The sequence below is a fragment of the Silicimonas algicola genome, from assembly GCF_003970735.1.
GTDB lineage: Bacteria > Pseudomonadota > Alphaproteobacteria > Rhodobacterales > Rhodobacteraceae > Silicimonas > Silicimonas algicola.
This window is the reverse complement of record NZ_CP034588.1, coordinates 1077381-1102502: the sequence shown is the minus strand read 5'-3', so window position 1 is coordinate 1102502 and position 25122 is coordinate 1077381. Positions and strand designations below refer to the sequence as shown.

The 25122-nt window shown below is 67.5% G+C and carries 25 protein-coding genes; 12 read left to right on the top strand and 13 right to left on the bottom strand.

What is annotated here, in order from left to right:
* Positions 1-24 precede the first annotated feature (24 nt).
* Positions 25-504: a (2Fe-2S)-binding protein gene (locus EF888_RS05610; protein WP_109757845.1), complete on the bottom strand. Its 480-nt coding sequence runs from the start codon at positions 502-504 to the stop codon at positions 25-27.
* Between the two features lie 27 nt (positions 505-531).
* Positions 532-1095, bottom strand: coding sequence for an SRPBCC family protein (locus EF888_RS05605; protein WP_109757844.1), 564 nt, complete (start codon positions 1093-1095; stop codon positions 532-534).
* A gap of 184 nt (positions 1096-1279) precedes the next feature.
* On the opposite strand from EF888_RS05605, the gene EF888_RS05600 reads away from it, so the two are divergent.
* The 6 genes from EF888_RS05600 to EF888_RS05575 all read left to right on the top strand — a co-directional run bounded on the left by EF888_RS05600 (position 1280) and on the right by EF888_RS05575 (position 7085).
* A complete protein-coding gene (locus EF888_RS05600) occupies positions 1280-1987 on the top strand; it encodes a response regulator (RefSeq protein ID WP_282957624.1) in 708 nt (235 codons plus the stop codon).
* A gap of 40 nt (positions 1988-2027) precedes the next feature.
* Positions 2028-3197, top strand: coding sequence for an FIST N-terminal domain-containing protein (locus EF888_RS05595; protein ID WP_109757842.1), 1170 nt, complete (start codon positions 2028-2030; stop codon positions 3195-3197).
* Positions 3197-5383, top strand: coding sequence for a PAS-domain containing protein (locus EF888_RS05590; RefSeq protein WP_109757841.1), 2187 nt, complete (start codon positions 3197-3199; stop codon positions 5381-5383). Before EF888_RS05595 ends, EF888_RS05590 begins: the two co-directional genes overlap by 1 nt.
* 69 nt (positions 5384-5452) lie before the next feature.
* Positions 5453-6361 (top strand): GTPase Era, encoded by a 909-nt coding sequence (era, locus tag EF888_RS05585; protein ID WP_109757840.1) that lies wholly within the window; start codon positions 5453-5455, stop codon positions 6359-6361.
* Positions 6358-6756, top strand: coding sequence for a hypothetical protein (locus tag EF888_RS05580; RefSeq protein ID WP_109757839.1), 399 nt, complete (start codon positions 6358-6360; stop codon positions 6754-6756). The genes era and EF888_RS05580 overlap by 4 nt, the downstream gene beginning before the upstream one ends.
* On the top strand, positions 6753-7085 hold the full coding sequence (locus EF888_RS05575) for a DUF1491 family protein (protein ID WP_241239811.1): 333 nt from the start codon (positions 6753-6755) through the stop codon (positions 7083-7085). The genes EF888_RS05580 and EF888_RS05575 overlap by 4 nt, the downstream gene beginning before the upstream one ends.
* 8 nt (positions 7086-7093) lie before the next feature.
* Here EF888_RS05575 and rsgA read toward each other — a convergent pair whose 3' ends face one another.
* Both rsgA and EF888_RS05565 read right to left on the bottom strand, forming a co-directional pair.
* On the bottom strand, positions 7094-8161 hold the full coding sequence (gene rsgA, locus EF888_RS05570) for a ribosome small subunit-dependent GTPase A (RefSeq protein ID WP_109757837.1): 1068 nt from the start codon (positions 8159-8161) through the stop codon (positions 7094-7096).
* 112 nt (positions 8162-8273) lie between these two features.
* Complete coding sequence (locus EF888_RS05565) at positions 8274-8906, bottom strand: arylesterase (protein ID WP_241239810.1); 633 nt, start codon at positions 8904-8906, stop codon at positions 8274-8276.
* 79 nt (positions 8907-8985) lie between these two features.
* On the opposite strand from EF888_RS05565, the gene EF888_RS05560 reads away from it, so the two are divergent.
* The 5 genes from EF888_RS05560 (at position 8986) to EF888_RS05540 (ending at position 14686) form a co-directional block, all read left to right on the top strand.
* On the top strand, positions 8986-9681 hold the full coding sequence (locus EF888_RS05560) for an ABC transporter ATP-binding protein (RefSeq protein WP_109757835.1): 696 nt from the start codon (positions 8986-8988) through the stop codon (positions 9679-9681).
* Positions 9678-12200 carry an ABC transporter permease gene (locus tag EF888_RS05555; protein WP_109757834.1) on the top strand — a complete coding sequence of 841 codons (2523 nt, stop codon included), beginning with the start codon at positions 9678-9680 and terminating at the stop codon, positions 12198-12200. Before EF888_RS05560 ends, EF888_RS05555 begins: the two co-directional genes overlap by 4 nt.
* A gap of 129 nt (positions 12201-12329) precedes the next feature.
* The gene (locus EF888_RS05550; protein WP_109757833.1) at positions 12330-13145 is read left to right on the top strand and encodes an ABC transporter substrate-binding protein; all 816 of its coding nucleotides are present in this window, start codon (positions 12330-12332) and stop codon (positions 13143-13145) included.
* Positions 13146-13958, top strand: coding sequence for an amino acid ABC transporter permease (locus tag EF888_RS05545; protein WP_109757832.1), 813 nt, complete (start codon positions 13146-13148; stop codon positions 13956-13958).
* On the top strand, positions 13958-14686 hold the full coding sequence (locus EF888_RS05540; RefSeq protein ID WP_109757831.1) for an amino acid ABC transporter ATP-binding protein: 729 nt from the start codon (positions 13958-13960) through the stop codon (positions 14684-14686). Before EF888_RS05545 ends, EF888_RS05540 begins: the two co-directional genes overlap by 1 nt.
* Here the strand turns inward: EF888_RS05540 and EF888_RS05535 are convergent.
* From EF888_RS05535 to EF888_RS05525, 3 genes are all read right to left on the bottom strand, one after another.
* On the bottom strand, positions 14683-15966 hold the full coding sequence (locus EF888_RS05535; protein WP_109757830.1) for a TRAP transporter large permease: 1284 nt from the start codon (positions 15964-15966) through the stop codon (positions 14683-14685). The genes EF888_RS05540 and EF888_RS05535 overlap by 4 nt on opposite strands.
* Positions 15967-16503 (bottom strand): TRAP transporter small permease, encoded by a 537-nt coding sequence (locus EF888_RS05530; RefSeq protein WP_109757829.1) that lies wholly within the window; start codon positions 16501-16503, stop codon positions 15967-15969. It lies immediately after the preceding gene.
* A gap of 69 nt (positions 16504-16572) precedes the next feature.
* On the bottom strand, positions 16573-17550 hold the full coding sequence (locus tag EF888_RS05525) for a TRAP transporter substrate-binding protein (protein WP_109757828.1): 978 nt from the start codon (positions 17548-17550) through the stop codon (positions 16573-16575).
* Between the two features lie 97 nt (positions 17551-17647).
* Between EF888_RS05525 and EF888_RS22425 the strand changes: the two genes are divergently transcribed.
* Entirely contained in the window at positions 17648-18352 is a 705-nt protein-coding gene (locus EF888_RS22425) for a FadR/GntR family transcriptional regulator (RefSeq protein ID WP_277601037.1), read from the top strand.
* 33 nt (positions 18353-18385) lie between these two features.
* On the opposite strand, the gene EF888_RS05515 is transcribed toward EF888_RS22425, so the two are convergent.
* The 6 genes from EF888_RS05515 to EF888_RS05490 form a co-directional block, all read right to left on the bottom strand.
* Complete coding sequence (locus tag EF888_RS05515) at positions 18386-19333, bottom strand: ABC transporter substrate-binding protein (protein ID WP_420902659.1); 948 nt, start codon at positions 19331-19333, stop codon at positions 18386-18388.
* Positions 19334-19364: 31 nt separating this feature from the next.
* Complete coding sequence (locus EF888_RS05510; protein WP_206508434.1) at positions 19365-20366, bottom strand: ABC transporter permease; 1002 nt, start codon at positions 20364-20366, stop codon at positions 19365-19367.
* On the bottom strand, positions 20366-21886 hold the full coding sequence (locus EF888_RS05505; RefSeq protein ID WP_109757825.1) for a sugar ABC transporter ATP-binding protein: 1521 nt from the start codon (positions 21884-21886) through the stop codon (positions 20366-20368). Before EF888_RS05505 ends, EF888_RS05510 begins: the two co-directional genes overlap by 1 nt.
* 200 nt (positions 21887-22086) lie before the next feature.
* Complete coding sequence (locus tag EF888_RS05500; RefSeq protein ID WP_109757977.1) at positions 22087-23142, bottom strand: endonuclease/exonuclease/phosphatase family protein; 1056 nt, start codon at positions 23140-23142, stop codon at positions 22087-22089.
* Between the two features lie 181 nt (positions 23143-23323).
* Positions 23324-24331 (bottom strand): 5-oxoprolinase subunit C family protein, encoded by a 1008-nt coding sequence (locus EF888_RS05495; protein ID WP_109757824.1) that lies wholly within the window; start codon positions 24329-24331, stop codon positions 23324-23326.
* Entirely contained in the window at positions 24328-25056 is a 729-nt protein-coding gene (locus EF888_RS05490; RefSeq protein WP_109757823.1) for a 5-oxoprolinase subunit B family protein, read from the bottom strand. The genes EF888_RS05495 and EF888_RS05490 overlap by 4 nt, the downstream gene beginning before the upstream one ends.
* Positions 25057-25122: the final 66 nt, after the last annotated feature.

The window sequence follows — 25122 nt, the reverse complement described above, 5'->3', positions numbered from 1 at the left end:
TCGCCTGTCTCCTCCCTCTGGGCCTCACTCGGCCGCGATCGCGACCGGCTGGCCGGAGGCCGCCATGATCGCCTTGACGATGTTGTGGTAGCCGGTGCAGCGGCAGATGTTGCCGTCGAGATATTCGCGGATCTCGTGCTCGTTCGGCTTCGGGTTCTCCTTGAGGAGCGCCGCCGCCGACATGATCATGCCCGGGGTGCAAAAACCGCACTGAAGCCCGTGATGCTCCTGGAAGGCGGCCTGGATCGCGTGAAGCGTCCCGTCCTTGCCCGCCATGCCCTCGATTGTCTTCACCTGCGCGCCCTCGGCGTCAGCCGCCAGCATCGTGCAGGCCTTGACCGGCTCGCCGTCGACATGGACGACGCAGGCGCCGCACTGGCTGGTGTCGCAGCCGACGTGCGTGCCGGTCAGGCCCAGGTCCTGGCGCAGGTAGTCGACAAGCAGGCGGCGGTCCTCGACCTCGCGGGCGACCTCCTTGCCGTTGACGGTCATCGAAATCTTCATGTCTTCTCCTCCCTCAGAGTCTCGATCCTAGCCGAAGATACGGCCGAGCAATCCCTTTTTCTTGGCGGTTTCCTGCTCGGCGGGCGTCGCGTTCGCCGTCGCGGCAGTTGCCGTGGACGAGGCCTCGACAGGGGCGGCGGACGCCACCTGCCCGGCCTCGACGGTCTCCTGGAAGCGCTGGAAGAACTGGTCCGCCAGCCGCTTCGTGAAGCTGTCGATGATCCGGCTGCCGAGCTGCGCGAGCTTTCCGCCCACGCTGGCCTCGGCGTCGTAGATCAGCCGGGTACCGCCGTCCTGCGGCTCGAGCCGCACCGTGGCGCCGCCCTTGGCGAAGCCCGCAGCGCCACCCTTGCCTTCGCCGACCAGCTTCAGGCTCTGTCCCTCGACGATGTCCTGAAGCTTGACCTGACCCTTGAAGGTCGCCTTCACGGGGCCGACCTTCTGCGTGACGACGGCCTCGAACCCCTCCGAGGGGTTGCCGGTCATCGACTCGCAGCCGGGAACGCACTGCCTCAGGATGTCGGGATCCAGAAGAGCCTCCCACACCTTCTCCGGCGGGGCGGCGATCTGCCGTTCTTCAGAAAGCTTCATGGCGATATCGTCCTTCTCGCGGCCAGACTACGGATCATGCGCGGTCCGCGATATGCGACCTTTGGGGGCATTGCGTCACCGCTCGGGGGGCAGAAGGGTCAGGCTATCGTCGACGAACGACGCGGCTGCCAAATCTTCGTTTGCCCGGTGCCGACCAAGAGACGTGTTGGACAAGGATCCCATTGTGCTAACCTCACCCCGGTATCCTGTCGCCACGGAAGGCCTGCGCGTCTTGCGGAACACGCTCATCATCGACGATCACCCGCTGTTCTGCGACGCGCTCTCGATGACGCTCCGCATGGTTGTCGGCGTCGACACGGTGCGCGACGCGCCCGACCTTGGCACCGCCATCGACATGCTCGACACGTCGGCGCCGCCCGACATCATCCTTCTCGACCTGAACCTTCCCGACGTAAGCGGCCTCGACGGGCTGTTGCGCCTGAAGAAGGCCGCGGGCGATGTGCCCGTCATCGTCGTGTCCTCGATCTCGGATCCTGCCATGATGCGCGCCGCCATCCGCGCCGGCGCCTCGGGCTTCGTGCCGAAGCACAGCGCGCGCGAGGTCTTCCAATCCGCCTTCCGCACCATCGCCGCCGGCGGCGTCCACCTGCCCGAAGGCGTGGCCGCAGATGCCGACGAGAGCCCGGGCGAGACGCGCCGCCTCGACGCGCTCGAACGCATGGGCCAGCTGACGCGCCAGCAGATGAAAATCCTCGAGCTGATCTGCGAGGGCAAGCTGAACAAGCAGATCGCCTTCGACCTCGCCATCGCCGAGGCGACCGTAAAGGCGCATGTCACCGCCATCATGCGCAAGCTCGGCGTCCAGAGCCGGACGCAGGCGGTCCTGATCGCGCAGGAGGCGAACTTCGGGAAGATGTTGCACGACCGCTGACGCACCAGCACACTAGCCGAATTCATACGGGGAGGACGGAATGGACAGCGGCAGAGGGTCCGCCGACGCCGCGGGTCAGGCGCGCAGGGGCCTCTTCGTCCAGGAATTCGAGGTCGGCGACCGGGCCGGCCTCCGTCGCGCGCGCGCCGCGTCGGTCGAGACGCCACTCGCCCTCGTGATCCTCTTCGTCTGCCCCACTGCCGATATCGCCGCCGTCATGGCCGAGGCGGCCCGCACCTTCGGCGAGACGCCCGTGATCGGCTGCACGACGGCGGGCGAGATCGGCCGGGCCGGCTATTCCGAGAACCGCATCGTCCTTCTCGGCTTTCCTTCGGACCATTTCGCTGCCGAAAGCGTGCTCCTGCATCCCGTCGACGAGATCGACAAGGTCGACCTCGTGTCCGGCATGATCCGCCGCCGCGCCCGCCTGACGGTCGAGCGGCCGGGCTGGAACAACGAATTCGCCTTCCTGCTCGTCGACGGCCTGTCGCTGGCAGAGGACCGCGTCGCCGCCGCCTGTTCCGACGCGCTCGGCCCCGTGCCGCTCTTCGGCGGCTCGGCGGGCGACGGCACCCGCTTCCGCTCCACCTCGGTCGCCATAGGCGGCGAGGTCTATTCGAACGCCGCCGTCCTCACCTACTTCCGCACCGACTGCCGGATCCGCGTCTTCAGCCTCGACCACCTGATCCCGACCGAGCACCGCATGGTCGTCACCGGCGCCGACCCCAAGCGCCGCGTGGTGCGTGAAATCAATGCCGAACCCGCCGCGCGCGAATACGCCCGCATCCTCGGCAAGGACCCCGAACAACTCGACACCTTCACCTTCGCCGCGCACCCCGTCGCGGTCCGCTTCGGCGGCAAGCACCACGTTCGCGCCATCCAGCAGGTCAAGGACCGCGAGGAGCTGGTGTTCTTCTCTGCCATCGAGGAAGGCCTCGTCCTGTCGCTGGCCGACACCGAACACATGGGCACGCACCTCGAACGCGAACTCGCGGCCCTGTCGCAGGACGTCACGCCGGACGCGATCATCGCCTGCGACTGCATCCTCCGACGGCTCGAGGCGCAGGAGAAGCAGTTGACGCGCGAGGTGTCGGACATCCTCGCCCGCCACGGCGTCATCGGCTTCTCGACCTACGGCGAGCAGATGGGGGGCATGCACGTCAACCAGACCATGACGGGGGTCGCCATCTATCCGCCCGAGGCCGGCTGATGCGGGGCCTCGTGATGAACGCCGCCGACTCGATCGAGCGGCAGAACGAGAAGCTCCTCAAGATCACCGAGGTGCTGATGCGCCGGGTCGAGCAGGTGACGAACGACGGCGGCGCGGCCTACGAGCACTTTCAGCGCGCGGTCATGCTTGAGGACCAGGTCCGCACCCGCACGCGGGAACTGGAAACGGCGCTCGACCTCCTGAACCAGTCGAACGCGCAGCTCTCCGGCGCCATCCGGTCGGCCGAGGCCGCGCGCAACACCCTCACCGATGCCATCGAGACGGTCCGCGAAGGCTTCGGCCTCTTCGACGAGGACGATCTCCTGGTCCTTTGCAACAGCCGCTTCGCGATGTTCATGCCGGACATCCGCGAACACCTCCGCACCGGCCTGTCGTTCGAGGACTACATCGACCGCGCCAGCCGCTCGCGCTTCCTGAACCTTCCCGCCGGCCAGACCCCCCGGCAGTGGGCCGACCGCCGCCGCGCCCGCCACCGCGACGACCACATCGTCTTCAACGTCTCGATCACCGGCGACAGGTGGGTCCAGATCTCGGAGCACCGGACCGAGGCGGGCCAGACCGTCGTGCTTCAGACCGACGTGACCGACATCATGCGGATCGAGCGTCGCGAGAGATCGCGCATCCTCGACAACCAGTCCCGCCTGATCGGCGCCACGCTCGAACACCTCGACCAGGGCGTGTGCATCTTCGACAACGCCGGCGTGCTGATGGGCTGGAACAACCGGGCCGCCGAGCTTCTGGGGATGCCGCTCGCCGCCCTGCGGCTGGGGACGCCCCTGTCGTCGCTTCTCGAGCAGGCTGCCCATTTCGACCTGCGACCGGCCGGCGGGCCGACCATCGCCGACTGGATCGCGATCGAGGGCGCCCGCCCGCCGCTCGCCTACGAGATGACGCACCCGCCGGGCATCGTCCTCAAGGTCGACGCCCGCGAGATGCCGGACCGGGGCTTCGTGGTGTCGTTCAGCGACATGACGCAGGAACGCCGCGCCGCCGCCGAGCTTCGCCGCGCGAAGGAAACGCTCGAGCGCCGCGTCGTCGAGCGAACGCTCGATCTCGAAGACGCCCTGACCGCCGCCGAGCGGGCCAACGCCTCGAAGATCCGTTTCGTCGCGGCGGCGAGCCACGACCTCCTCCAGCCCCTGTCGGCGGCGAAGCTCTTCGTGTCCTCGCTGGCCGAGGCCCCCGACGGCGACACCGCCCGCATCGCCGCGAAGACGCAGAACGCGCTTGAAAGCGTCGAAAGCATGATCGAGTCGCTTCTCGCCATCTCGAAGCTGGAAACGGTCGAGACCTTCGAGGTCGGTCCGGTCGATCTGACGCGGCTTCTCGCCCAGCTTCGCGCGGAGTTCGCCCCGGCGGCCGCCGCCAAGGGTCTCGACCTCCGGGTGGTCGGCAGCTCGGCCTGGGTCGAAAGCGACCGTACCTATTTCCGCCGCATCGTGCAGAACCTGATCGGTAACGCGATCCGCTATACGCCGTCAGGCAAAGTCCTCGTCGGCGTGCGCCACCGCGGCGGCACGGTCAGGATCGAGGTCCACGACACCGGCCCCGGCATCCCCGAGGAGAGCCAGGAGGAGATCTTCAAGGAGTTCCACCGCCTCGACGCCCGCGCCTCCGCGTCCGAAGGGCTTGGCCTCGGCCTCGCCATCGTCGACCGGGCCTGCGCGCTTCTCGGCCATCCCCTCGGCCTCCGCTCGGAGGTGGGGCGCGGATCGACCTTCAGCGTGACCGCCCCGCTTGCCGTGCCCCCCTTCGTCATGCGCCAGACGCAGGCCATAAGCCACGTCGCCGATACCGGCCGCCTCGTCCTTCTGATCGAGGACGACGACGAACTGCGCGAAGCTCTCGAACTCGCGCTCGGCCGGCGGGCACATCACGTCATCGACGCGCCCGGCATCGAAGCGGCCCTCGCCCTCGTCGCCGACCTCGACCTTCTGCCCGACGTCTGCCTCGTCGACTATCAACTCGGCGACGGCACGACGGCCTTCGACGGTCTCGATCGCCTCCGCGCGGGCTTGCCCGGCGTGCCCCTGTGCATGCTGACCGCCAACCGCGCGCCTCAGGTTGCCGAGCGATGCGCAAAAGAGGGGATGGAACTGATCCAGAAGCCCGTCGACCTCGACACCCTCGACCGTGCGCTGAAGCGCCTCGCCGTCGGCGGCTGAGGGCTGGCAAGACGCGCGCAATCCCGCTAGACCGCGAAGGACACGCCCTCAGCCCGGACCCTTGCCCACATGCCCACCCGCGCCGGATTCGTCGCCCTGATCGGAGAGCCGAACGCCGGCAAGTCGACGCTTCTGAACCGCATGGTCGGCGCGAAGGTGTCCATCGTCACCCACAAGGTCCAGACCACCCGCGCCCGCATCCGCGGCATCGCGATGGAGGGCGAGAGCCAGATCGTCTTCGTCGACACGCCGGGCCTCTTCCGCCCGCGCCGGCGGCTTGACCGCGCGATGGTCGCCGCCGCCTGGGGCGGGGCTGCCGATGCCGACGTCGTGGTCCTGATGATCGAGGCGCACCGCGGCGTGACGCCCGGCGTCGAGGCGATCCTCGAGCGTCTGGCCGAGATCGGCCAGGGCCGCACCGTGGCGCTCGCCATCAACAAGATCGACCGCGTCGAGGCGCCCGTCCTCCTCGACCTGACGCGCGACATGAACGAGCGCTTCTCGTTCGAGAAGACCTTCATGATCTCGGCCGAAAAGGGCTTTGGCGTCGCCGACTTGCGCAAGTGGCTGGCGGAGACCGTGCCGGAAGGCCCGTGGTTCTATCCCGAAGACCAGATCGCCGACATGCCGATGCGCATGATCGCGGCCGAGATGACGCGCGAGAAGCTGACTCTGCGCCTGCACGAAGAACTTCCCTACCAGCTCACGGTCGAGACCGAAGCCTGGGAAGACCGCAAGGACGGCAGCACACGGATCGACCAGGTCGTCTACGTCGGACGCGACGGCCACAAGGGCATCGTCCTCGGCAAACGGGGCGAGACGATCAAGACGATCGGACAACTGGCGCGGGCGGAGATCTCGGCCTTTCTCGAACGGCCCGTCCACCTGTTCCTGACCGTCCGCGTGCGCGAGAACTGGCAGGACGAGGCCGAGCGCTATTCCGAGATGGGCCTCGACTTCCGGGACGGGTCGGAGTGACAGAACAGTCCGCGCACCGCGACGTGGCGCTCTGGAGCTACGAGCGGCCCTCGCGCGGATACTTCGGCTATCACCTGCGCGCGGCCAACGCCGAGGCGCGTCTTCGGCTGAGGCAGCGCCTGGCTCCGCTCCGTCTCGGCGACGCGCACCGCCTGCGGTTCGGCGGCAGGATCGAGGATCCATTGCCGTGGTCGCGGGTCCTGCACCCCGACGTCCTTATCACCGTCGGCACCAGCGCCGGTCGGGCGGACGGCACGCTGTCGCTTGCCATCGAGCTGGACGACCTTCGCGACCTCCTGGGGCTTCTCGATGGCGTTCCGCCTGACCAGGAATCGAGCGTCACCGTCGAGACCGACGACGGCGCCCGTCCCCTATGGATATGGTGGGACCCGTGACGCGGCTGACGTCGGGCTTCTGGGTCTCGGCCTACCTGACGCGACTGCGCCTGGCAGACATTCCCGCCTTCGTCGTGCGCAAGGGCGACGTGACCGCGGGCGCGGTCCTCGTCAAGCTCAACACGCTGGACGGCCGTGCCGTCTGCTTCCAGCGGTCCTTCGACCTGATGACCGGCGACCGGGCCTGGGTCGTTCTGACCGATGGCGACGAGGCCGAGGTCGACGCCTCCATCGCCAGACAGCGCCGCTTCGATCCCGACCTCTGGGTCATCGAGGTGGAGGACAAGGCGGGCCGCCACCTTCTGGACGAGCCGGGGCTGGCCAGCTAGGCCGTCAGTCACTTCGATCTCTTGTCCTTCACGACCTCTTTCACCAACTTCCCGAACTTCCGTTCCCGGGCATGACGCTCGGCAAGGCTTTCGGTGTTGTGGCGATCCTCGGCGACAAGCTTCTTCCAGCGCGCCATGCGAGGCTCGTCCAAGACGCCCGCCTCCATCGCGGCCCGTACGGCGCAGCCCGGTTCGGTCTCGTGGGCGCAGTCGCGGAACTTGCACTGTGTGGCAAGGTCCTCGATGTCGCCGAAAAGCTCGGAGAGCCCCGCGCCGACATCGGAAAGCTGCAGCTCGCGCATGCCGGGCGTGTCGACGACGCCCGAGCCTTCCTCGGTGAACAGAAGCTGACGGCGCGTGGTCGTGTGCCGGCCGCGCGAGTCGTCCTCGCGGACCGCGCCCGTCTCGACCTTGTCTTCGCCCAGCAACGCGTTGACCAGCGTCGATTTTCCTACGCCGGAGGTGCCGAGGAACGCAACGGTGCGGCCGAGCCCCAGCCAGGGCTTCAACGCCTCCCTCACGGCGGGGGTCCGCGCATCGACCGTCAGCACCGGGACCTTGTCCGAGATCGCCTGCGCCTCACGCTCGAAGCGGTCCTGTTCTTCACTGAGGTCGGCCTTGGTCAGCACGATGACCGGGTCCGACCCCGCCTCGAAAGCAAGGGCCAGGTAACGCTCCAGCCGCGCGACGTTGAAGTCGCGGTTGCACGAGGTGACGACAAAGACCGTGTCGACGTTGGCGGCGATCAGCTGGCTCTGGCGGTCGTGGCCTGCGGCACGGCGGCGGAACAGGCTCTTGCGGTCGAGCAGCCGGCTGTCCGACGGCCGCTCGCGGTCGAACAGAAGCCAGTCGCCGACCGTGACATCGGCCCGGGGCGGGAGCGTCTCGTCCAGATCCTCTCCCCTGACGATCAGCCCGCTGCGATGGACTTCCAACACGCGCACCGGCGGAAAGGCGACCATCTCGTCGGCGTCGGTCTGGCGCGCGAAGACCGTCTGCCACCCGAGCCGCGTCAGTGGCGGCACGTCGAACCTCTGGCTCCCGGACCCGAAGATCAGGCTGTAGTCCCTTGTCATCTCTGCAATTCTGCCTCGACACGTTGCCCCACCCCTCGCATCGTGCGACGGGCGTGCCGTGTGTCGGCGTCTCCAAAAGTCATGCGAATCCTAGCAGGCGGCGTCGGCACTGTCAGCCGCCGCCCGCGCGGGCCGCGAGCTGCATCACATGCGGACCCAGATCCTCGACGATCTTCGCCACACCCGCTGCGTTAGGATGGACGGCGTCAGGCTGCATGTAGTCGTTCAGCGTCGAGGCCCGATCTTCCAGAGCCGCCAGCGCGCCGAGGAAGTCCGGCGCGAAAAGCGTGCCCCACTCTTCGGCCAACTCGGGATAGATGGCGTCGAAGGCGGCCTCGTAGTCCGCGCCGTAGTTCGAGGGCGCGTCCATGCCCACCAGAAGCACCGGCACGCCCTGCGCCTCGGCCGCCGCAAGAATGCCGTCGAGGTTCGCCCGCGTCACGGCAGGGTCGATCCCGCGCAGAAGATCGTTGCCACCAAGCGCCACGATCAGGCCATCGACGTCGTCGGTCAGCGTCCAGCCGACGCGCGACAGCCCGCCCGCCGAGGTGTCGCCCGAGACGCCTGCGTTCACCAGCCGCACCTCCGCCCCCTGCCCGTCAAGCCAGCTCTGAAGCTGCGGCACGAAGCCGTCCTCGGGCGGAAGGCCATAGCCTTGCGTCAGGCTGTCGCCGAGCGCCGCGATGACGACGGGTTCGGCCGAGGCGCGGGAAACGCTGACGGAGAGAACAGTTGCAAGGCTCACCGATAGAATTGTCCCCAACCTCACGTTGCGGATCGCGCCCGAAGGCCCATATCCCTTCACACGACGGAACGGAGCGAAGATGACCGATACGATCCTGTCCCTCAGGGACGCACGGCTTTCGCTCGACGGCAACGCGGGCCGGGTCGAGATCCTCAAGGGCATCACGCTCGACGTCCGCCGGGGCGAGACGCTGGGGCTGGTCGGTCCGTCCGGGTCTGGCAAATCGTCACTCCTCATGCTCATGGGCGGACTCGAACGCGCCACCGGCGGCAGCATCACCGCGCTCGGCCACGACCTCACGCGCTTGGGCGAGGACGCGCTGGCCCGTGTCCGTCGGGAACATATGGGCGTCGTGTTCCAGTCCTTCCACCTCATTCCGACGATGACGGCGCTGGAAAACGTGGCGACGCCCCTGGAACTGGCGGGCAAGGACGACGCCTTCGACCGCGCCGCCGAGGAACTGCGCGCCGTGGGCCTGGGCGCGCGCCTCGACCACTATCCCTCGCAGATGTCGGGCGGCGAGCAGCAGCGCGTGGCGTTGGCCCGGGCCGCCGCGCCGCGTCCCGAGATCCTCCTCGCGGACGAGCCGACCGGCAACCTAGACGCTGCGAACGGAGCGGCGATCATCGAGATTCTGTTCGATCTCAACAAGCGTTACGGCTCGACGCTGATCCTCGTCACGCACGCCCCCGAACTGGCCGAGCGGTGCCAGCGCGTCGTCCGCCTCGACGACGGCCGCATCGACGCCGACGACGTCCGCGCTGCCGCCGAATGAGCCTCGCCGCCGCCGCACGCATTGCGCGCCGTGAGCTTCGCGGCGGCCTGTCGGGGTTCCGCGTCTTTCTGGCCTGCCTGATCCTAGGGGTCGCCGCCATCGCCGCCGTTGGCAGCGCGCGCGAGGCGATCCAGTCGGGGCTGTCGCGCGAAGGGGCGACGCTTCTTGGCGGCGATGCCGAGATCGAGTTGACCTACCGCTTCGCAACGGATGACGAGCGCGCCTGGATGACCGCGAACGCCCTCCGCGTGTCCGAGTTGGTCGATTTCCGGTCGATGGCGGTCTATGGGTCGGGGGATACCGCCGAGCGTGGGCTGACGCAGGTCAAGGCCGTCGACGACGCCTATCCCCTTCTGGGCGAAGTGCGGCTCGACCCTGCGATGCCACTCTCCGAGGCGCTGGCAGGTCGCGACGGACTGCCTGGCGCCGTAATGGACCCGGTGCTTGTCGCAAGACTTGGTCTGACGGTCGGCGACAGCTTCAAGCTTGGTGCGCAAGCCTTTGTCCTGACAGCCGAACTTCTGCGCGAGCCGGACAACGCAACAGGTGGCTTCACGCTTGGTCCGCGAACCATCGTGAGGACCGAGGCGCTGGCCGACAGCGGACTGATCCAACCCGGCACGCTGTACGAGACGGACTATCGCCTTCTCTTGCCCGAGGACGCCAACCTCGAACGTCTGGAGCGCGAAGCGGAGGACACCTTCACGGGCGTCCGCTGGCGCGACAAGCGCCGTGGCGCGCCCGGGGTGGATACCTTCGTCGACCGGCTGTCGTCGTTCCTTGTCCTCGTGGGGCTTGCCGGGCTTGCGGTCGGCGGCGTCGGCATCTCGTCCGCCGTCACGGCCTATCTTCGGCGCAAGACGCCAGTGATCGCCACGCTGAGGACGCTTGGCGCCGACGGGCGAACCATCTTCCTGGTCTATTTCCTCCAGATCGGTGCGCTGACGCTTGTGGGGCTTGTCGCCGGTCTGATCCTCGGCGCGGCGTTGCCACTGGTCTTCGCACCCCTGATCGAGGCGCGTCTGCCCGTTCCGGCGGAGTTCGCTGTCTATCCCAAGCCTCTGGCCGAAGCGGCTCTCTACGGCACGCTGGCAGCGCTGATCTTCACCCTCTGGCCCCTGGCGAGGGTCGAGGAGGTGCGCGCCGCGACCCTCTTCCGCGATGGCGGCGGTGGCGGACGCGTCCTGCCGCGGCCCCTGTGGATCGGCGTCACGCTGTTTCTCGCCACGGCCCTCGTCTTGTCGGCGGCGGCGCTTTCGGGCCTCTGGACCCTGACCTGGGGCGCGGCGGGCGGCGTGGCGGCGGCCTTCGCGCTTCTCATCCTCGCGGCGGCGGGTGTGAGGCGGCTCGCGCGCCGGCTCGCGCCGCGTGTGCGGGGGCGTAGCGCCCTTCGCCTCGCGCTTGGAGCCGTCGGCGCCCCGCAGGGCGAGGCGGCAAGCGTGATCCTGTCGCTTGGCCTCGGGTTGTCGGTGCTGGCCGCAGTGGGACAGATCGACACCAACCTGCGCGGCGCGATCCGGAACGACCTGCCGGAACGTGCGCCGTCCTTCTTCATGGTCGACATCCAGCCCGACCAGATGGAGCCGTTCCGTGCGACGCTCGACGCGGATGCGGCGGTAAGCCGGATCGACAGCGCGCCGATGTTGCGCGGGATCATCACGCAGATCAACGGACGGCCGGCGGCCGAGGTAGCGGGCGACCACTGGGTGCTGCGTGGCGACCGGGGCGTGACCTATTCCGACGCACCGTCCGAGGGCACCGTCCTGACGGCGGGTGAGTGGTGGCAGCCTGGCTATGACGGCCCGCCGCTGGTCAGCTTCGCCGCCGAGGAAGGCGAGGAGCTTGGCTTGAAGTTGGGTGACGAGATCACCGTCAACATCCTCGGCCGCGACATCACCGCGAAGATCGCGTCGTTCCGAGTGGTCGACTTCTCGACGGCAGGCATAGGCTTCGTCATGTCGATGAGCCCGAACGCGCTGCAGGGCGCGCCGCACAGCTTCATCTCGACGGTCTACGCCGAGCCGGAAGCCGAGGCCCGGCTTTTGCGCGAGGTGTCGAACGCCTATCCGAACGTGACGGCGATCCGCGTGAAGGACGCCATCGAGCGGGTTTCCGAGATCCTGTCAGGCATCGCAGCCGCGATCACGGCGGGCGCGCTGGTGACGCTGATCACCGGCGGCGTCGTTCTGATCGGCGCGGCGGCGGCAGGCGTGCAGACGCGGACCTACGAGGCGGCGGTGCTGAAGACGCTCGGCGCGTCGCGGCGGACGGTGCTGGCGAGCTTTGCCTTGCGCTCGGCCATCCTCGGTGCGGCGGCGGGGCTGGTGGCGATCGTCGCGGGTGGGCTTGCCGGCTGGGCCGTCATGCGCTTCGTGATGGAGGCCGACTTCCATTTTGAGCCGGTCTCGGCCCTCGTCATCGTGGGGGCGGGCATCCTTGCCACGATGGTCTCGGGGCTGCTGTTCGCCTGGGGCCCCTTGTCCGCGCGTCCGGCGCAGGTGCTGAGGGCGCGCGAGTAAGGCGGGGGCGCTGCCCCCGTCCCGGCTGGTCGCCGGGACTCCCCCGGAGTATTCGCCGGACAGAAGAAGGGCATGGACATTCGGCGTCCCCGATCCAAGCATGTGCGGCAAAGAGCGGGAGATGTTTCCATGCGACTCACAGTTTCCATTTTGGCCCTTTCGGTGGCCTCCGGCGCGGCCTTCGCTCAGAACGACTGCGCGGCGGGCAAGACCCTGACCGAGGGCACGCTGACCGTGGCCACCGGCAACCCGGCCTATTTTCCCTGGGTGATCGACGATGCCCCTGAGTCGAAGCAAGGCTTCGAGGCGGCTGTGGCCTATGCGGTGGCGAACGCCATGGGCTTTTCCGACGACCAGGTGACCTGGGTGCGGTCGTCCTTCGACCAGGCCATCCAGCCCGGCGCCAAGGACTTCGACATCAACATCCAGCAGTACTCGATCACGCCCGAGCGGGACGAGATCGTGGATTTCTCGGCGCCCTATTATTCGGCCGCGATGGCGGTTCTGACGCGCAAGCCCGTGGTCGACGCCGGGCTCGACACCTCTTTCGAGGCGCTGAAGGGCGTGAAGTGGGGCGCGGACGCGGCGACGACCGCCGTGCCGATGCTGGCCGAGATCATCCAGCCGGACGAGGCGCCGCTTCTCTACAACGACAACGCCGACGTGGTGGAGGCGATGAAGGCCGGGCAGATCGACGCCGCGCTCTTCGACCTGCCGACGGCGCTTTATCTCGGGGCCGTGGTCCTGGACGACGGCGTGGTTCTGGGGCAATTCCCGGCCGAGCGGACCGAGAAGCCGGACCAGTTCGGGATGCTGTTCGAGGAGGGCAATCCGCTGAAGGCCTGCGTCGACGCAGCCCTGGAGCAGCTTCGCGCGGACGGCACACTGGCCCAGTTGGAAGCGACCTGGCTTTCCGAGACGACGGGCGTGCCGGTCATCGAATAAGTGCCGACGCGGCGGCAGATCCACGAGGCGCGGATCAGGCGGCGATCCGCGGCAGTCGCGGCGGCGTCGAGCCTTGCGGTGCTCGCCGCCATCGTTCTCTTGGTTCCCCTCGCGCCCGGGTGGCCTGCGGTCAAGAAGAGCTTCGCCAACGGCGAGGTCTTCGCCAAGACCTTTCCGGGGCTCCTCGACGCGTTCCTCCTCGACATCGCGATCTTCGCCTGGTCGGCGCCGCTGATCTTCGCCGCGGGACTGATCGTGGCGCTGATGCGGGATGCGCGCGCGCCGGCGCTTTATCCCTTGCGGCTTTTAGGCATCGTCTACACCGACGTCTTCCGGGGCGTGCCGGTGATCCTCGTGATCTACCTCGTTGGGTTCGGCGTGCCTGGCCTCGGGATGCCGCGACCGTGGAATTCCCCCTACCTCTGGGGGACGGTGGCGCTGGTGCTGACCTATGCGGCCTACGTGGCGGAGGTGTTCCGGACGGGCATCGAGAGCATCCACCAGAGCCAGCGCGCGGCGGCCCTGTCGCTTGGCCTCTCCGAGAGCGACACCATGCGCTATGTCATCCTGCCGCAGGCGATCCGCCGGGTGGTGCCGGCGAACATGAACCTCTTCATCGCGCTTCAGAAGGACGTGGCCTTGCTGTCCTTCATCGGGCCGGTCGAGATCTTCCGGCAGGCGGGGGTCTACAAGTCGCTTCTGGCGAACTTCACGCCCTACGTGGGCGCGGCGCTGATCTTCCTCGCCGTCACCATTCCCGCCACGCGTTATGCCGACCACCTGATGGCGAAGCAGTTGCGGGCGCGGAGCTGATGGCGCGGCTCGAGGTCCGGGGGCTGAGGAAGAGCTTCGGCGCGAACGAGGTCTGCCGGGGGATCGACCTGACCGTGGCCGAGGGCGAGATGGTGTGCCTGATCGGAGCGTCGGGGTCGGGGAAGTCGACGCTGCTGCGCTGCCTGAACCTTCTCGAGCCGATCGACGACGGGGTGATCCTTCTGGACGGGGTCGACATCGCGGAGCCCGGACTCGATCCGCAGCCTGTGCGGCAACGCATCGGCATCGTGTTCCAGAGCTTCAACCTGTTCCCGCACATGACGGCGCTCGAGAATGTGCTTCTCGCTCCTCGCCGGGTGCGCGGGCGGACACGCGAAGCGCTGATGCCGGAGGTGGAGGCGCTGTTCGCGCGGTTCGGGCTGTCGGACCGGATGGAACACTACCCGGACCAGCTTTCGGGCGGGCAGCAACAGCGGGTGGCCATCGTGCGCGCCTTGGCGATGACGCCCGAGATCATGCTCTTCGACGAGATCACCAGTGCGCTCGACCCGGAACTGGTGGGCGAGGTGCTGGATGTCCTTCGCGACCTGCGGGCGGATGGGATGACGATGGTGCTGGCGACGCACGAGATGGGCTTCGCGCGCGAGCTGGCGGACAAGGTCTGCTTCCTGGACGCGGGGACGATCCTCGAGGAGGGGCCGCCAGCCGAGCTGTTCTCACAGCCCCGGCACGAGCGGACGCGGGCGTTCCTGTCGCGCGTGCTTTAGCCCGCGAGAGCGCGCGGCAGCGTCAGCGAGATCGCCGGGATGAAGGTTGTCAGCGCCAGCGCCACGAGGATCGCGATGTAGAACGGCCAGATGGTTCGGACCGCCTTCTCCATCGGGACCTCTCCGATGGCGCAGCCGACGAAGAGGCAGGCGCCCACGGGCGGCGTGCAGAGGCCAAGGCCCAGGTTCATCATCAGGATCATCCCGAACTGGAGCGGGTCCATCCCGAGAGAGGTGGCGACGGGCAGGAAGATCGGCGTGCAGATCAGGATGAGGGCCGCCATGTCCATGATCATGCCCAGAATCAGGAGCGTGGCGTTGATCATCAGAAGGACGGCGATCGGGTTCTCGGAAATGCCGAGCATCGTCTTCACGACCTTGTTCGGCACCTGGTAGAAGCTGAGCATGTAGGCGAAGGCCGCCGCGCAAGCGACGAGGATCATCACCATCGAGGTGGTCTTGACGGCCCGCGTGACGGCGATGAGGAAGTTCTCCCAGGTCAGCGAGCGGTAGACGATCAGCGTCACGAGGGCGGCGTAGATCGTGCCGAAGGCGCCCGACTCGGTGACGGTGAAGACGCCCGAGAGGACGCCACCCACGATGATGACCGCCGTGAAGAGACCGGGCAGCGCGTAGACAAAGCTGAGGAACAGGGCGGTCCAGCCCGGGAAGGTCTCGGAGGGATAGCCGCGTTTCACCGCGATGACATAGGCCGCAACGGCGAGGCAGACGCACATGACGACGCCGGGAACGACGCCTGCGAGGAACAGCGACGAGATCGAGATCCCGCCGCCCGCCGCGACGGCGTAGAGGATCATGTTGTGGCTTGGCGGGATCATGATGCCCGCGATGGACGAGGTGACGGTGACGTTGACCGCGTAATCGTCGTCGTAGCCTTTCTCCTTCATCACGGGGATGAGGATCGAGCCGAGCGCCGAGACGTCGGCGACCGCCGAGCCCGAGATGCCGCCAAAGAGCATGGACGAGAAGACGTTGACAATACCGAGGCCGCCGCGGACCCATCCGACCGCCGCCGCGGCGAAGCGGACGAGGCGCATGGCGATGCCCCCGTGAAACATCAGCTCGCCCGCGAAGATGAAGAAGGGGATGGCGAGAAGCGAAAAGACGTTCACGCCCGAGACGATGCGCTGCAAGCCGATCAGAAGAGGCAGCCCCTCCCACCAGAAGGCGGTCAGCGCCGCGGCGCCTAGCGCGAAGGCGACCGGCATTCCGATGACGACGCCGAGGGCGAAGAGCGAGAGAAGGATGAATAGGCCCATTTACTCGACCAGCTCCGAGACGTCGAGCTCCTGCCTTTCGCCGCGCGCGATGGCGACGAGGTGACCGAGCGAGAAGAGAAGAACGAGGATGCCGCAGGCGGTGATCGGCACCGCGCGCCAGCCTTCGGAGACGCCGATCAGCGGGATCGAGGATTCCCATTTCAGGACGGCGAGCTTGTAGCCGTTCCAGGCGAGCACCGCGCCGAAGACCGCCATGAAAACGTGGCTGACGACCATGAGCCAGGTGCGGACGCGGGACGGCACGATCTCGCGGAAGTAGGAGACGCCTAGGTGCGTGTTCTCGCGCACGCCGACCGCCGCACCGAGGAAGGTGATGAGCATGATGAGCAGAAGCGCCACCTGCTCGACCCAGGTCGGCGTGTCGTTCATCACGTATCGGCCCCAGACCAGCCAGCCGAAGATCAGCGTCAGGACGACGATGGCGGTGCCGGAAAGGAGCTTGCAGACGAAGGACAGGGCGTCGAGCACCCTGTCCAGGCCGGACGCCCTGCCCGGTCTCGGCGATTTGGTGGTCATCTGGGAAGCGTCGTCCGTGATGGCATGTGACGCGCCGCCCCGCGTGGGGGCGGCGGCGAAATCAGGCGCTTACTGCAGGCTCTGGATCAGCTCGACCAGCGGCGCGATATCCGGGTTGGCGGCGAGGTAGGTCTCGTAGACCGGCTTCATCGCCTCCTGGAACGGGGTCTTGTCGGCGATCTCGTTGAACTTGACGCCGGTGGCCATGACCTTGTCGCGGCTCTCGGTCTCGCGGGTTGCCCATAGCTCGCGCTGGAGCGTGGCGGATTCCATCGCCGCCTCCTTGACCGCCGTCTGCTGTTCCGGGGTCAGGGCATTATAGACGTCGGCGTTGATGCAGACGCATTCGGGGATGATGAGGTGCTCGGACAGCGAGTAGTAGCCCGCGACCTCGAAGTGCCCGGTCGACTCGTACGACGGCCAGTTGTTCTCGGCCCCGTCCACGACGCCGGTCTTCAGCGACTGGTAAACCTCGGCGAAGGCCATCGGCGAGGGGTTGCCGCCAAGCTCCTGGATCATGCCGGAGTAGAGGTCGTTGTTCATCACGCGGACCTTCATGCCCTGAACGTCGGCGGGCGTGTTGATGGGCTTCTTCGAGTTGTAGAAGCTGCGCGCGCCAGAGTCGTACCAGGCAAGTGCGATGAGACCCTTGGCCGCCATGCCGTCCGAGATCTTCTGGCCTGCCTCGCCGTCCATGGCGCGGTGCATGTGGTCGACGTCCTTGAAGACGAAGGGCAGCGAAACAACGTTGGTTTCAGGAATGGTCGGGCCCATGGGTCCGAGGTTGAAGTTGCCGATGGCCAGCGCGCCGGCGCGGACCTGCTCGATGGCGTCGGGCTGGCTGCCGAGGACGCCGCCGTGGAACATCTGAAGCGTGATCTCGCCGTTCGTCTTCTCGGCCAGAAGCTCGCCGAACTTGTCCATCGCGACGGTGTTCGGATAGCCCTCGACGTGGATGTTCCAGCCTTTCCATTCCTCGGCAAAGGCAGCGGTCGCCACGAGCGCCGAGACGGCAATGCCGCCCAGCACCGATTTCGTGAAAGTCATGTCGTCTCCTCCCAGACATTGTCGCCGGTTCGGCGGGTTGTTATGAATTCATCATGATGACTTCATGCCCTACGGTCAATCTCCTATCGGGCGAGTCGTGACGCTCGCCGAGGATGGTCGTAGCCTGACCGACCGCTTGCGCGACACGCTGGCGGCGCGGATCGAGGCGGACCGGCTGAAGCCGGGCGATCGCCTTCCGACCGAGCGCGAATTGATCGCCGAGTTCGGCGTGTCGCGGACCGTGGTGCGCGACGCCTTATCCCGGTTGCGCGAACAGGGACTCGTCGAATCGCGACAGGGATCGGGGGTCTATGTCCGCGACGGGCTTCTGCCGCCGTCGCGGGCCGAGAGCATCGCGACGCTGTCGGGCATCATCCAGACCATCGAGGTGCGGGCCGCTATCGAGATAGAGGCGGCAAGGCTGGCGTCGGTGCGTGCCTCGTCCGAACAGCGCAAGGTGATCGGCGCGCGTTTCGAGGCGTTGAGAACGGCGGAGATGGGTGTCGCGGCCGAGACGGCGGACCTCGCCTTTCACCGCTCCATCGCGCACGCGACGAACAACACGCGGTTCGAGGAGTTCTTCGACTTCTTGGGAGGCCGAACCATTCCGCGCGCCGAATTGCGGGCGCGACGGTCGCTCGACATCCCCGAGGGGCTGGATCGTGTGCTTCTGGAAGAACATCGCCGGATCCGGGATGCGATCCTCGCCAATGACGCCGAGGCAGCGGGAGAGGCGATGCGCTATCACCTGACGACGAGCCGCGAGCGCTATGCGGCGCTGATCCGGGCGCGGCAGGGATGAGCGGGGCCGGCGCGTGGCCGGCCCCTGCCCCGATCAGAACGGGCTGTCGGGGAAGTAGAAGCTTTCGGCATTGTCGGGCGTGATCAGCACCGAGCCGATGGTGAAGGTGCCCGAGACGGGCGCCGTCGAGGTCATGCCGACCGCCGTCAGCTCGATCGCGGTCGCGATCATCGACGGCGGATAGGTCACGTCGGCGGGGATCATGGTGTCGCCGTCCATGACGCGCTTCACCATCTCCTTCATTCCCGCGCCGCCGAGCACGAACTGGACGTCGTCCCGGCCTGCCGCGTCGATGGCGGCGAGGACGCCTACGGCCATGTCGTCGTCCGAAGCCCAGACCGCATCGATCTGCGGGTACTTCGAGAGAAAGTCCTGCATCACGTTGAAGCTGTCGTCACGGTTCCAGTTGCCGTGCTCCATGCCGATGATCTCGATGCCCGAGCCCTCGATGGCGGACTCGAAGCCTTCGACCCGCTCGTTGTCGATGGTGGTCGGGATGCCGCGCAGGACGACGATCTTGCCGCCGTCCGGCATCTTTTCGGCCATGTATTCACCCGACACGCGGCCGAAGCCCGGGTTGTCGCCGGCGACGTAAAGGTCCTCGATCCCCTCGACCGAGAGGCCACGGTCGACGACGGTGACCCAGGCGCCGCCTTCCTTGACGGCCTGGACGGGCGCGGTCAGCGGCTCGGATTCGAAGGGCAGGACGACGAGCGCATCGATGCCGCGCGTGGCGACCATGTCCTCGATGTCGTTGACCTGCTGGCCCGGGTCCGAAGCGGTGGCGAGGACGAAGTCGAGCTGCGGATAGACCTCCTCGAGCCGCTCGATCGCCTCCTGGGCGTGGAAGTTCATGCCGCCGGCCCAGCCGTGCGTCGCGGCGGGGATGGAGACGCCGATCACCTGCGTATCCTGCGCGGCGGCAGCGGTGCCGAGTGCGGCGACCGCTGCGCCTGTCAGAAGGGCTCTCATATAAGACATTATCGTATTCTCCCTGTTGATGTGGCCGGGCTTAGCCCTTGGCCTTTGCTTCTCGCTGCAAGATCACGGCGAGGATGATGATGATCCCCTGGATCGCCCCGTTGAGGTAGGGCGAGACGAGGTCGGTCAAGTTCAGAAGGTTGTCGATCAGGCTGAGGATCAGGACGCCGATCACCGTGCCCCAGACCCGGCCGAAACCGCCCTTGAGGACGGTGCCGCCGATGATGACGGCGGCGATGGCCTCCAGCTCCCACAGGACGCCCGTCGAGGCCGAGGCCGAGCCGAGGCGCGGGACGTACATGATCGTCGCGACACCTACGAGGACGCCGAGCATCGCATAGGTCAGAAGCCGGGTGCGGTTGACGTCGACGTTGGAATAGTGCGCGACATGCTCGTTCGAGCCAGTCGCGGCGCAATGGCGGCCGAAGCGCGAGCGGCTCATCAGGATCTCGCCCAGGATCACGACCAGCGCGAAGACGATGATGGGCCAGGAAATACCGAGGATGCCGCCGAAGTAGACCGGTCGGTAGAAGGTCCGAAGCCCGAAATCGAGTGACAGCGTGCCGCCGTCGGCGAGCCAGGTCACGAGGCTACGGTAGATGCCCATGCTGCCGAGGGTGACGATGAAGGCCTCGATCCCGAGCGTCGTTATGAGAAATCCGTTGAGGAGGCCCGCCAGGAGCCCCGCGACCAGGGCGACCGCCATGCCGAGAAGGATGATGGGTATGCCAATGCCAAGCGTCGGCAGCGCCCAGTTCATCACGAGGATCATCAGCCCTGCGATGAAGGCCGCCATCGAGCCGACCGACAGGTCGAGGCCGCCTGCGGTTATGACGAAGGTCATGCCGACCGCGATGATGCCGATGAAGGCCGATCGGGCGAGGACGTTGGTGATGTTGGCCGCGCTGACGAAGTTCGGGTTCAGGAAGGCGCCCACCAGCACGAGAACGACAAGGGCCACGATGGGGCCGAGGACGCTCATCGACGGAAGCCGGCGGCGGGCCGGGACGGTGTCGGCGGTTTCGGCAGCCATCAGGCGGCCCTCCCCTGGCTGTCGGCCCCGACGCCCATGGCGTGGCGCACGATGGCGTCCTCGGTGATGGCCTCGCCCTCGAGCATACCGGCCACGCGGCCCCGCCGCATGACGAGCACGCGGTCGGAAAGGCCGATCACCTCCTGCATCTCGGACGAGATGACGATGATCGCGCGGCCCTCGTCCGCCAGGCGGCGGAGGAAGGTATAGATCTGCTGCTTCGTCCCGATGTCGATGCCGCGCGTCGGCTCGTCTACAACGAGGATGCGTGGTTCGGACTGCATGACCTTCGCGAGAAGCAGCTTCTGCTGGTTGCCTCCTGACAGGTTCGACACGCGCGACTCGCGCTGTCCGCCTCGGATGTCGAACTCGCGGATGGCGGCGTCGAGCGCCTTCTCCTCGGCCTGGCGGTCGACCATCAAACCGCCAAACTTTTCAAGCGATTGGAGCGTGAGGTTGACGCGCATTCCCTTCTCGAGAAGCAGGCCCTTCAGCTTGCGGTCCTCGGTCAGATAGCACAGCCCGTGAGACAAAGCGTCGGCGGGCCGGCGGATGGCGACCGGCGCACCGTCGATCTCGATGCGCGCCGCGGAGGCGGGCCTCAGGCCGCACAGACCCTCCATCGCTTCGGTCCGGCCGGACCCGACGAGACCCGCGATGCCGAGGATTTCGCCGCGCCGCAACTCGAAGCTCACGTCCTCGGCGAAGCGCGGCACGCTCAGGCCCTCGACCTTCAGCATCACGGGCGCGTCGTCCGGGCGGCGCCCCTTCGGCGGATAGAGGTCCGAAACGTCTCGCCCGACCATCGCCGTCGCCATGGCATCCTCGGTCATGTCCGCCACAGGGCCATCATGGACAACGGCTCCGTCGCGCATGACGGTGACGCGGTCGGCGATCTCGCTGACTTCGGACAGCTTGTGGGAGGTGAAGATGATCGCGGTTCCCGCCGCCTTGAGCGCCCGGACCTGGTCGAAGAGGATGCGCGATTCCGTGTTCGTCAGCACCGCTGTCGGCTCGTCCATCACGAGGACGCGCGCGTCGCGCCCGAGCGCCTTGGCGATCTCGACCATCTGCTTTTCCGAGTTCGACAGGGACGAGACCACGCGGTCGGGGTCGACCTCGCACTTCACACGGTCGAGATAGTCGCGCGACAATTGACGCATCCGGGCCTTGTCAAGGAAAAGTCCCTTTCGCAGCTCGCGACCGAGGAAGATGTTCTGTTCGACCGTAAGCTGCTCGGCGAGGTTGAACTCCTGGTGGATCAGGACGATGCCCGCTTCCTCGCCCGCGTGGAGCGATCCGAACGTCACCTCCTTCCCGTCGAGGAGGATGCGCCCAGAAGTCAGCGGCTGGTAGCCCGCCAAGCACTTCATCGCCGTCGACTTGCCGGCGCCGTTCTCGCCGATCAGGGCCAGAACCTCGCCCGCGCGCACCTCGAGATCGACGTCGTGAAGCACTTCGACCGGGCCGAACCGCTTGGTCGCGTCGCGCAGCGCTATGACGGGCGCTGCGTCGGTCATGCGAGCCCGTCTTCCCGAGTGGAATACTTGCGCGATTGCACCGGATGACCCCCCTGTTGCACGGGAGACAACCAGCTTGGCCCCTAGCCGTCAAGCGCGAACAACCGGTCCGCAAGGCCTTGAATTTGCATCGCGGAAGACCATAGCCCGGGTCAGCTCGAGACCGTCCGGCACCGTCCCGCCGAGATCATGCGACGGCGTCAGTCCACAGCCTCGCGGCCGTTCTCGATCTTTTCCCGGGCCTCTTCACGATCCTCCTGATCGGCCTCCGGAGCGTCCTGCACCGCCTCGGCCTGCGGCTCGTACTGAAGCTCGACAAGGACCGGGAAGTGATCCGAGCCGATGTTGGGCAGACGCCTCAGCTCGACCAGCGTGAAGGCGTCGTCGTGGAAGACGTGGTCAAGGGGCCACCGCAGGAAACGATGTCCGGCGTGAAAGGTGTTGTACATGCCGCGTCCCCGCCGCGGATCGAGCGCGCCGCTCGTGCGCTGGAACAGGCGGGTGGTGTGCGACCAGGCGACGTCGTTGAGGTCGCCCGCCACGATGGCGGCCCTCTTCGACTGGCGCAATTCCTTCGCGACCAGCAGGAGTTCGGCGTCCCGGCCCTCGCTGTCATAGTCCTTGTCCGGCGGGCGCGGGTGAACGCCGAAGAAGTCGACCCATGTCCCCGAGGGCAGACGCACCCCGGTGCGGATCGAGGGGATCTCGTCGGACAGCAGGAAACGAACGTCGCTCTCCTCGAGTTCGAACTTCGAGAAGAACTCCATGCCGTAGTAATTGTCCTGCGGCCGCTTGATCCGGTAGGGGAACGAGGCGTCGAGCGTCTCGATCGCGTCGTGCCACCACGCGTCGATTTCCACCAGCAGAAGCAGGTCTGGACGAACGTCGTTCACGACATCGAGCAACCGCTGCGCGTCGCGGTTCTCCATCAGGACGTTGGCGACCATCACCCGCACGCGGCTGTCGGGGGTGTGCGCCGTGGCGTCGATGACCTGGTTCGGCGCCATCGTCGTATAGGGGAAGATACGGTAGAGCTGATAGCAAAGGGCGGCGATGACGACGACCAGATAGAGGAAGTCCCAGTTGTCCGAAACGCCGACGACCGCGAGGTATCCTGCGAGCAGCACGGCCAGGGCGACGGCGAACTGAAGGCGGGGAAAGTCGCTGACGCGGATCCATGCCTTCGAGCTGCGGATCAGGGGGAAGATCGTCTGGACCACGAAGAAGGCGGAGATGATCCAGAACAGCAACCTCATCGAGAGGACCTCCAATGGTGGCACGGGTTAGCCGACGCGTCCGATGACCCGTCCCGCAAGGTGGCTTCGACGGAAAGAACCATCATCCCGCGCCTGCGGCAATGGCAAGACGACCGGGAATTCCAGCCGGTCGACTAAGGAGACGTGAGGGCAACCCCGTCGCGGCGCGATTTCGCCACGCTCATTCGCCGGTCACTTCGCGCGGCGGACGGTCCACCAGATCGTAGCTCAGAAGGTCGGACATCTCGCGCGGATCGCGGACCCTCGGAACAAGTCCCCGCCTGAGCCGCCCGAGGATGGTCTCGTCACTTTCCCATGCGGCTGTGGCCTCATCCACCGTGACGAAGCGGAAGCGGAGAGCCTCGCCCGGCCCGGCCTGCGCGATGCGCGGCAGATCGGCCGGAAGCACGGTGCCGATGCGGGGATAGCCTCCCATCGTCTGGCAGTCGGCAAGAAGGACGTAGGGCGCGCCATCGCCCGTCATCTGGATGTCCCCCTCGGCGATGAAGTCGGACACGAGGGTCAGTTGGCCTCCGGTCGCAAAGGGCGCGCCGTCGTGGTCGAGCCGGACGCCCTGACGGTTGGCGCGGGGGCTGCGGGTGAATGTGGCGGCCTCGAAGGCGGTACGGACCTCGTCAGGGAACGAGGCGGTCTGCGGTCCGGGCATGACACGCAGGGGTTCTGCGGAACGGGAGCGGCCGGACAGGCGCATCGGCGGCGCGTCCGGCGTGGGATCGGAGGCAAGCGGAAGGTGGTCGCCGTCCCGCAGGGGTCGACCGAGGCCCGCGATGCCGTGAAAGCCGCGCCCTCCCAGCTCAGGTTCGGTGGCGATGCCGCCCGCGACGGTGAGATATCCGTAAACGCCCGAGACCGCCGCGCCGATGTCGAGGACCGAGCCTGCCGTCGCCACATGACCCGCGTCCCACTCCAGCGGCGCACCGTCGAGCGTCGCCTTCATCTGCGCCCCCGTAAGGGCGATGCGGACGGGGGCCTCGACCAGAAAGCGTCCGCCGACGCCTGCCATCTCGATGGATGCCGTTCCCGGCGGGAGACCCAGAAGGGCCAGACCTTCGAGCCAGGCGCCTCGGTCGGCCGCACCGCCCCTGGACAGGCCGAGGCCCAGAAGTCCCTCCCGGCCGCCGTCCTGAACCGAGAGCGCAGGACCCGCGCGTTCGACCTTGAGCGTCATGCCAGCGCCTCGCGCGTCGCGCCGCCGAAGGGTTCGGTCTCAAGGCGGGCGAGGTCCGAGGGTGCTGCGGGGCGGAAGCGCACCTCGTCGCCCGGGCGAAGCGGAATCGCCGGATCGGCCTTGGGGTCGTGGCAACGGAAGGCGGTGCGACCGACCTGCCGCCAGCCCGTCGGCGCGGCATTGGCGAAGGGGATCACCTGCCGGACAGCGACGACCACGGCTCCGCGCGGCACGCGAGGCGTGACCTCGGTCCGGCGGGGGATGTTCCAGGTCTCGGACAGGAAGCCGAGGTAGGGCTGGCCCGGTGCGAAGCCGAGGGCGAGGACACGGAGCGGGACCTCGCAGATCTGGCGGACAGCCTCCTCGGGGGTGAGGCCGGCAAGGTCCGCGGCTTCTTCAAGGTCCGGCCCCTCCGCGCCGCCGAATGCTGCGGGAAGGGTCCAGAGCGAGCGGCCGGCCGGCAGGTCCGCGTCGCTCCAGTCGCGGCTGTCGAGGGTGGTCCGCACCGCCGTTTCGACGTCGGCGCGCGCGATCCGGTCGGGGTGGAAGCGGACGAAGACCGACGTCAGCGAGGTCGCCGTCTCGACCACGCCCTCGGGCGCCGTCTCGTCGAAGGCCGCGCGAAACGCGATTGCCGCACGGTTCGGGGCGTCGCCCAGACGGTCGGAAAAGCGCAGCAGCAGCCCGTCAGGGCCGAGGGGAAGAAGATCTGGTCCATCGCTCATGCCGGCAGGATTCCACAGGCGGGAAGGAATGGAAACGGCGGTGCATGCCGTTGCGGATCGGGAGGC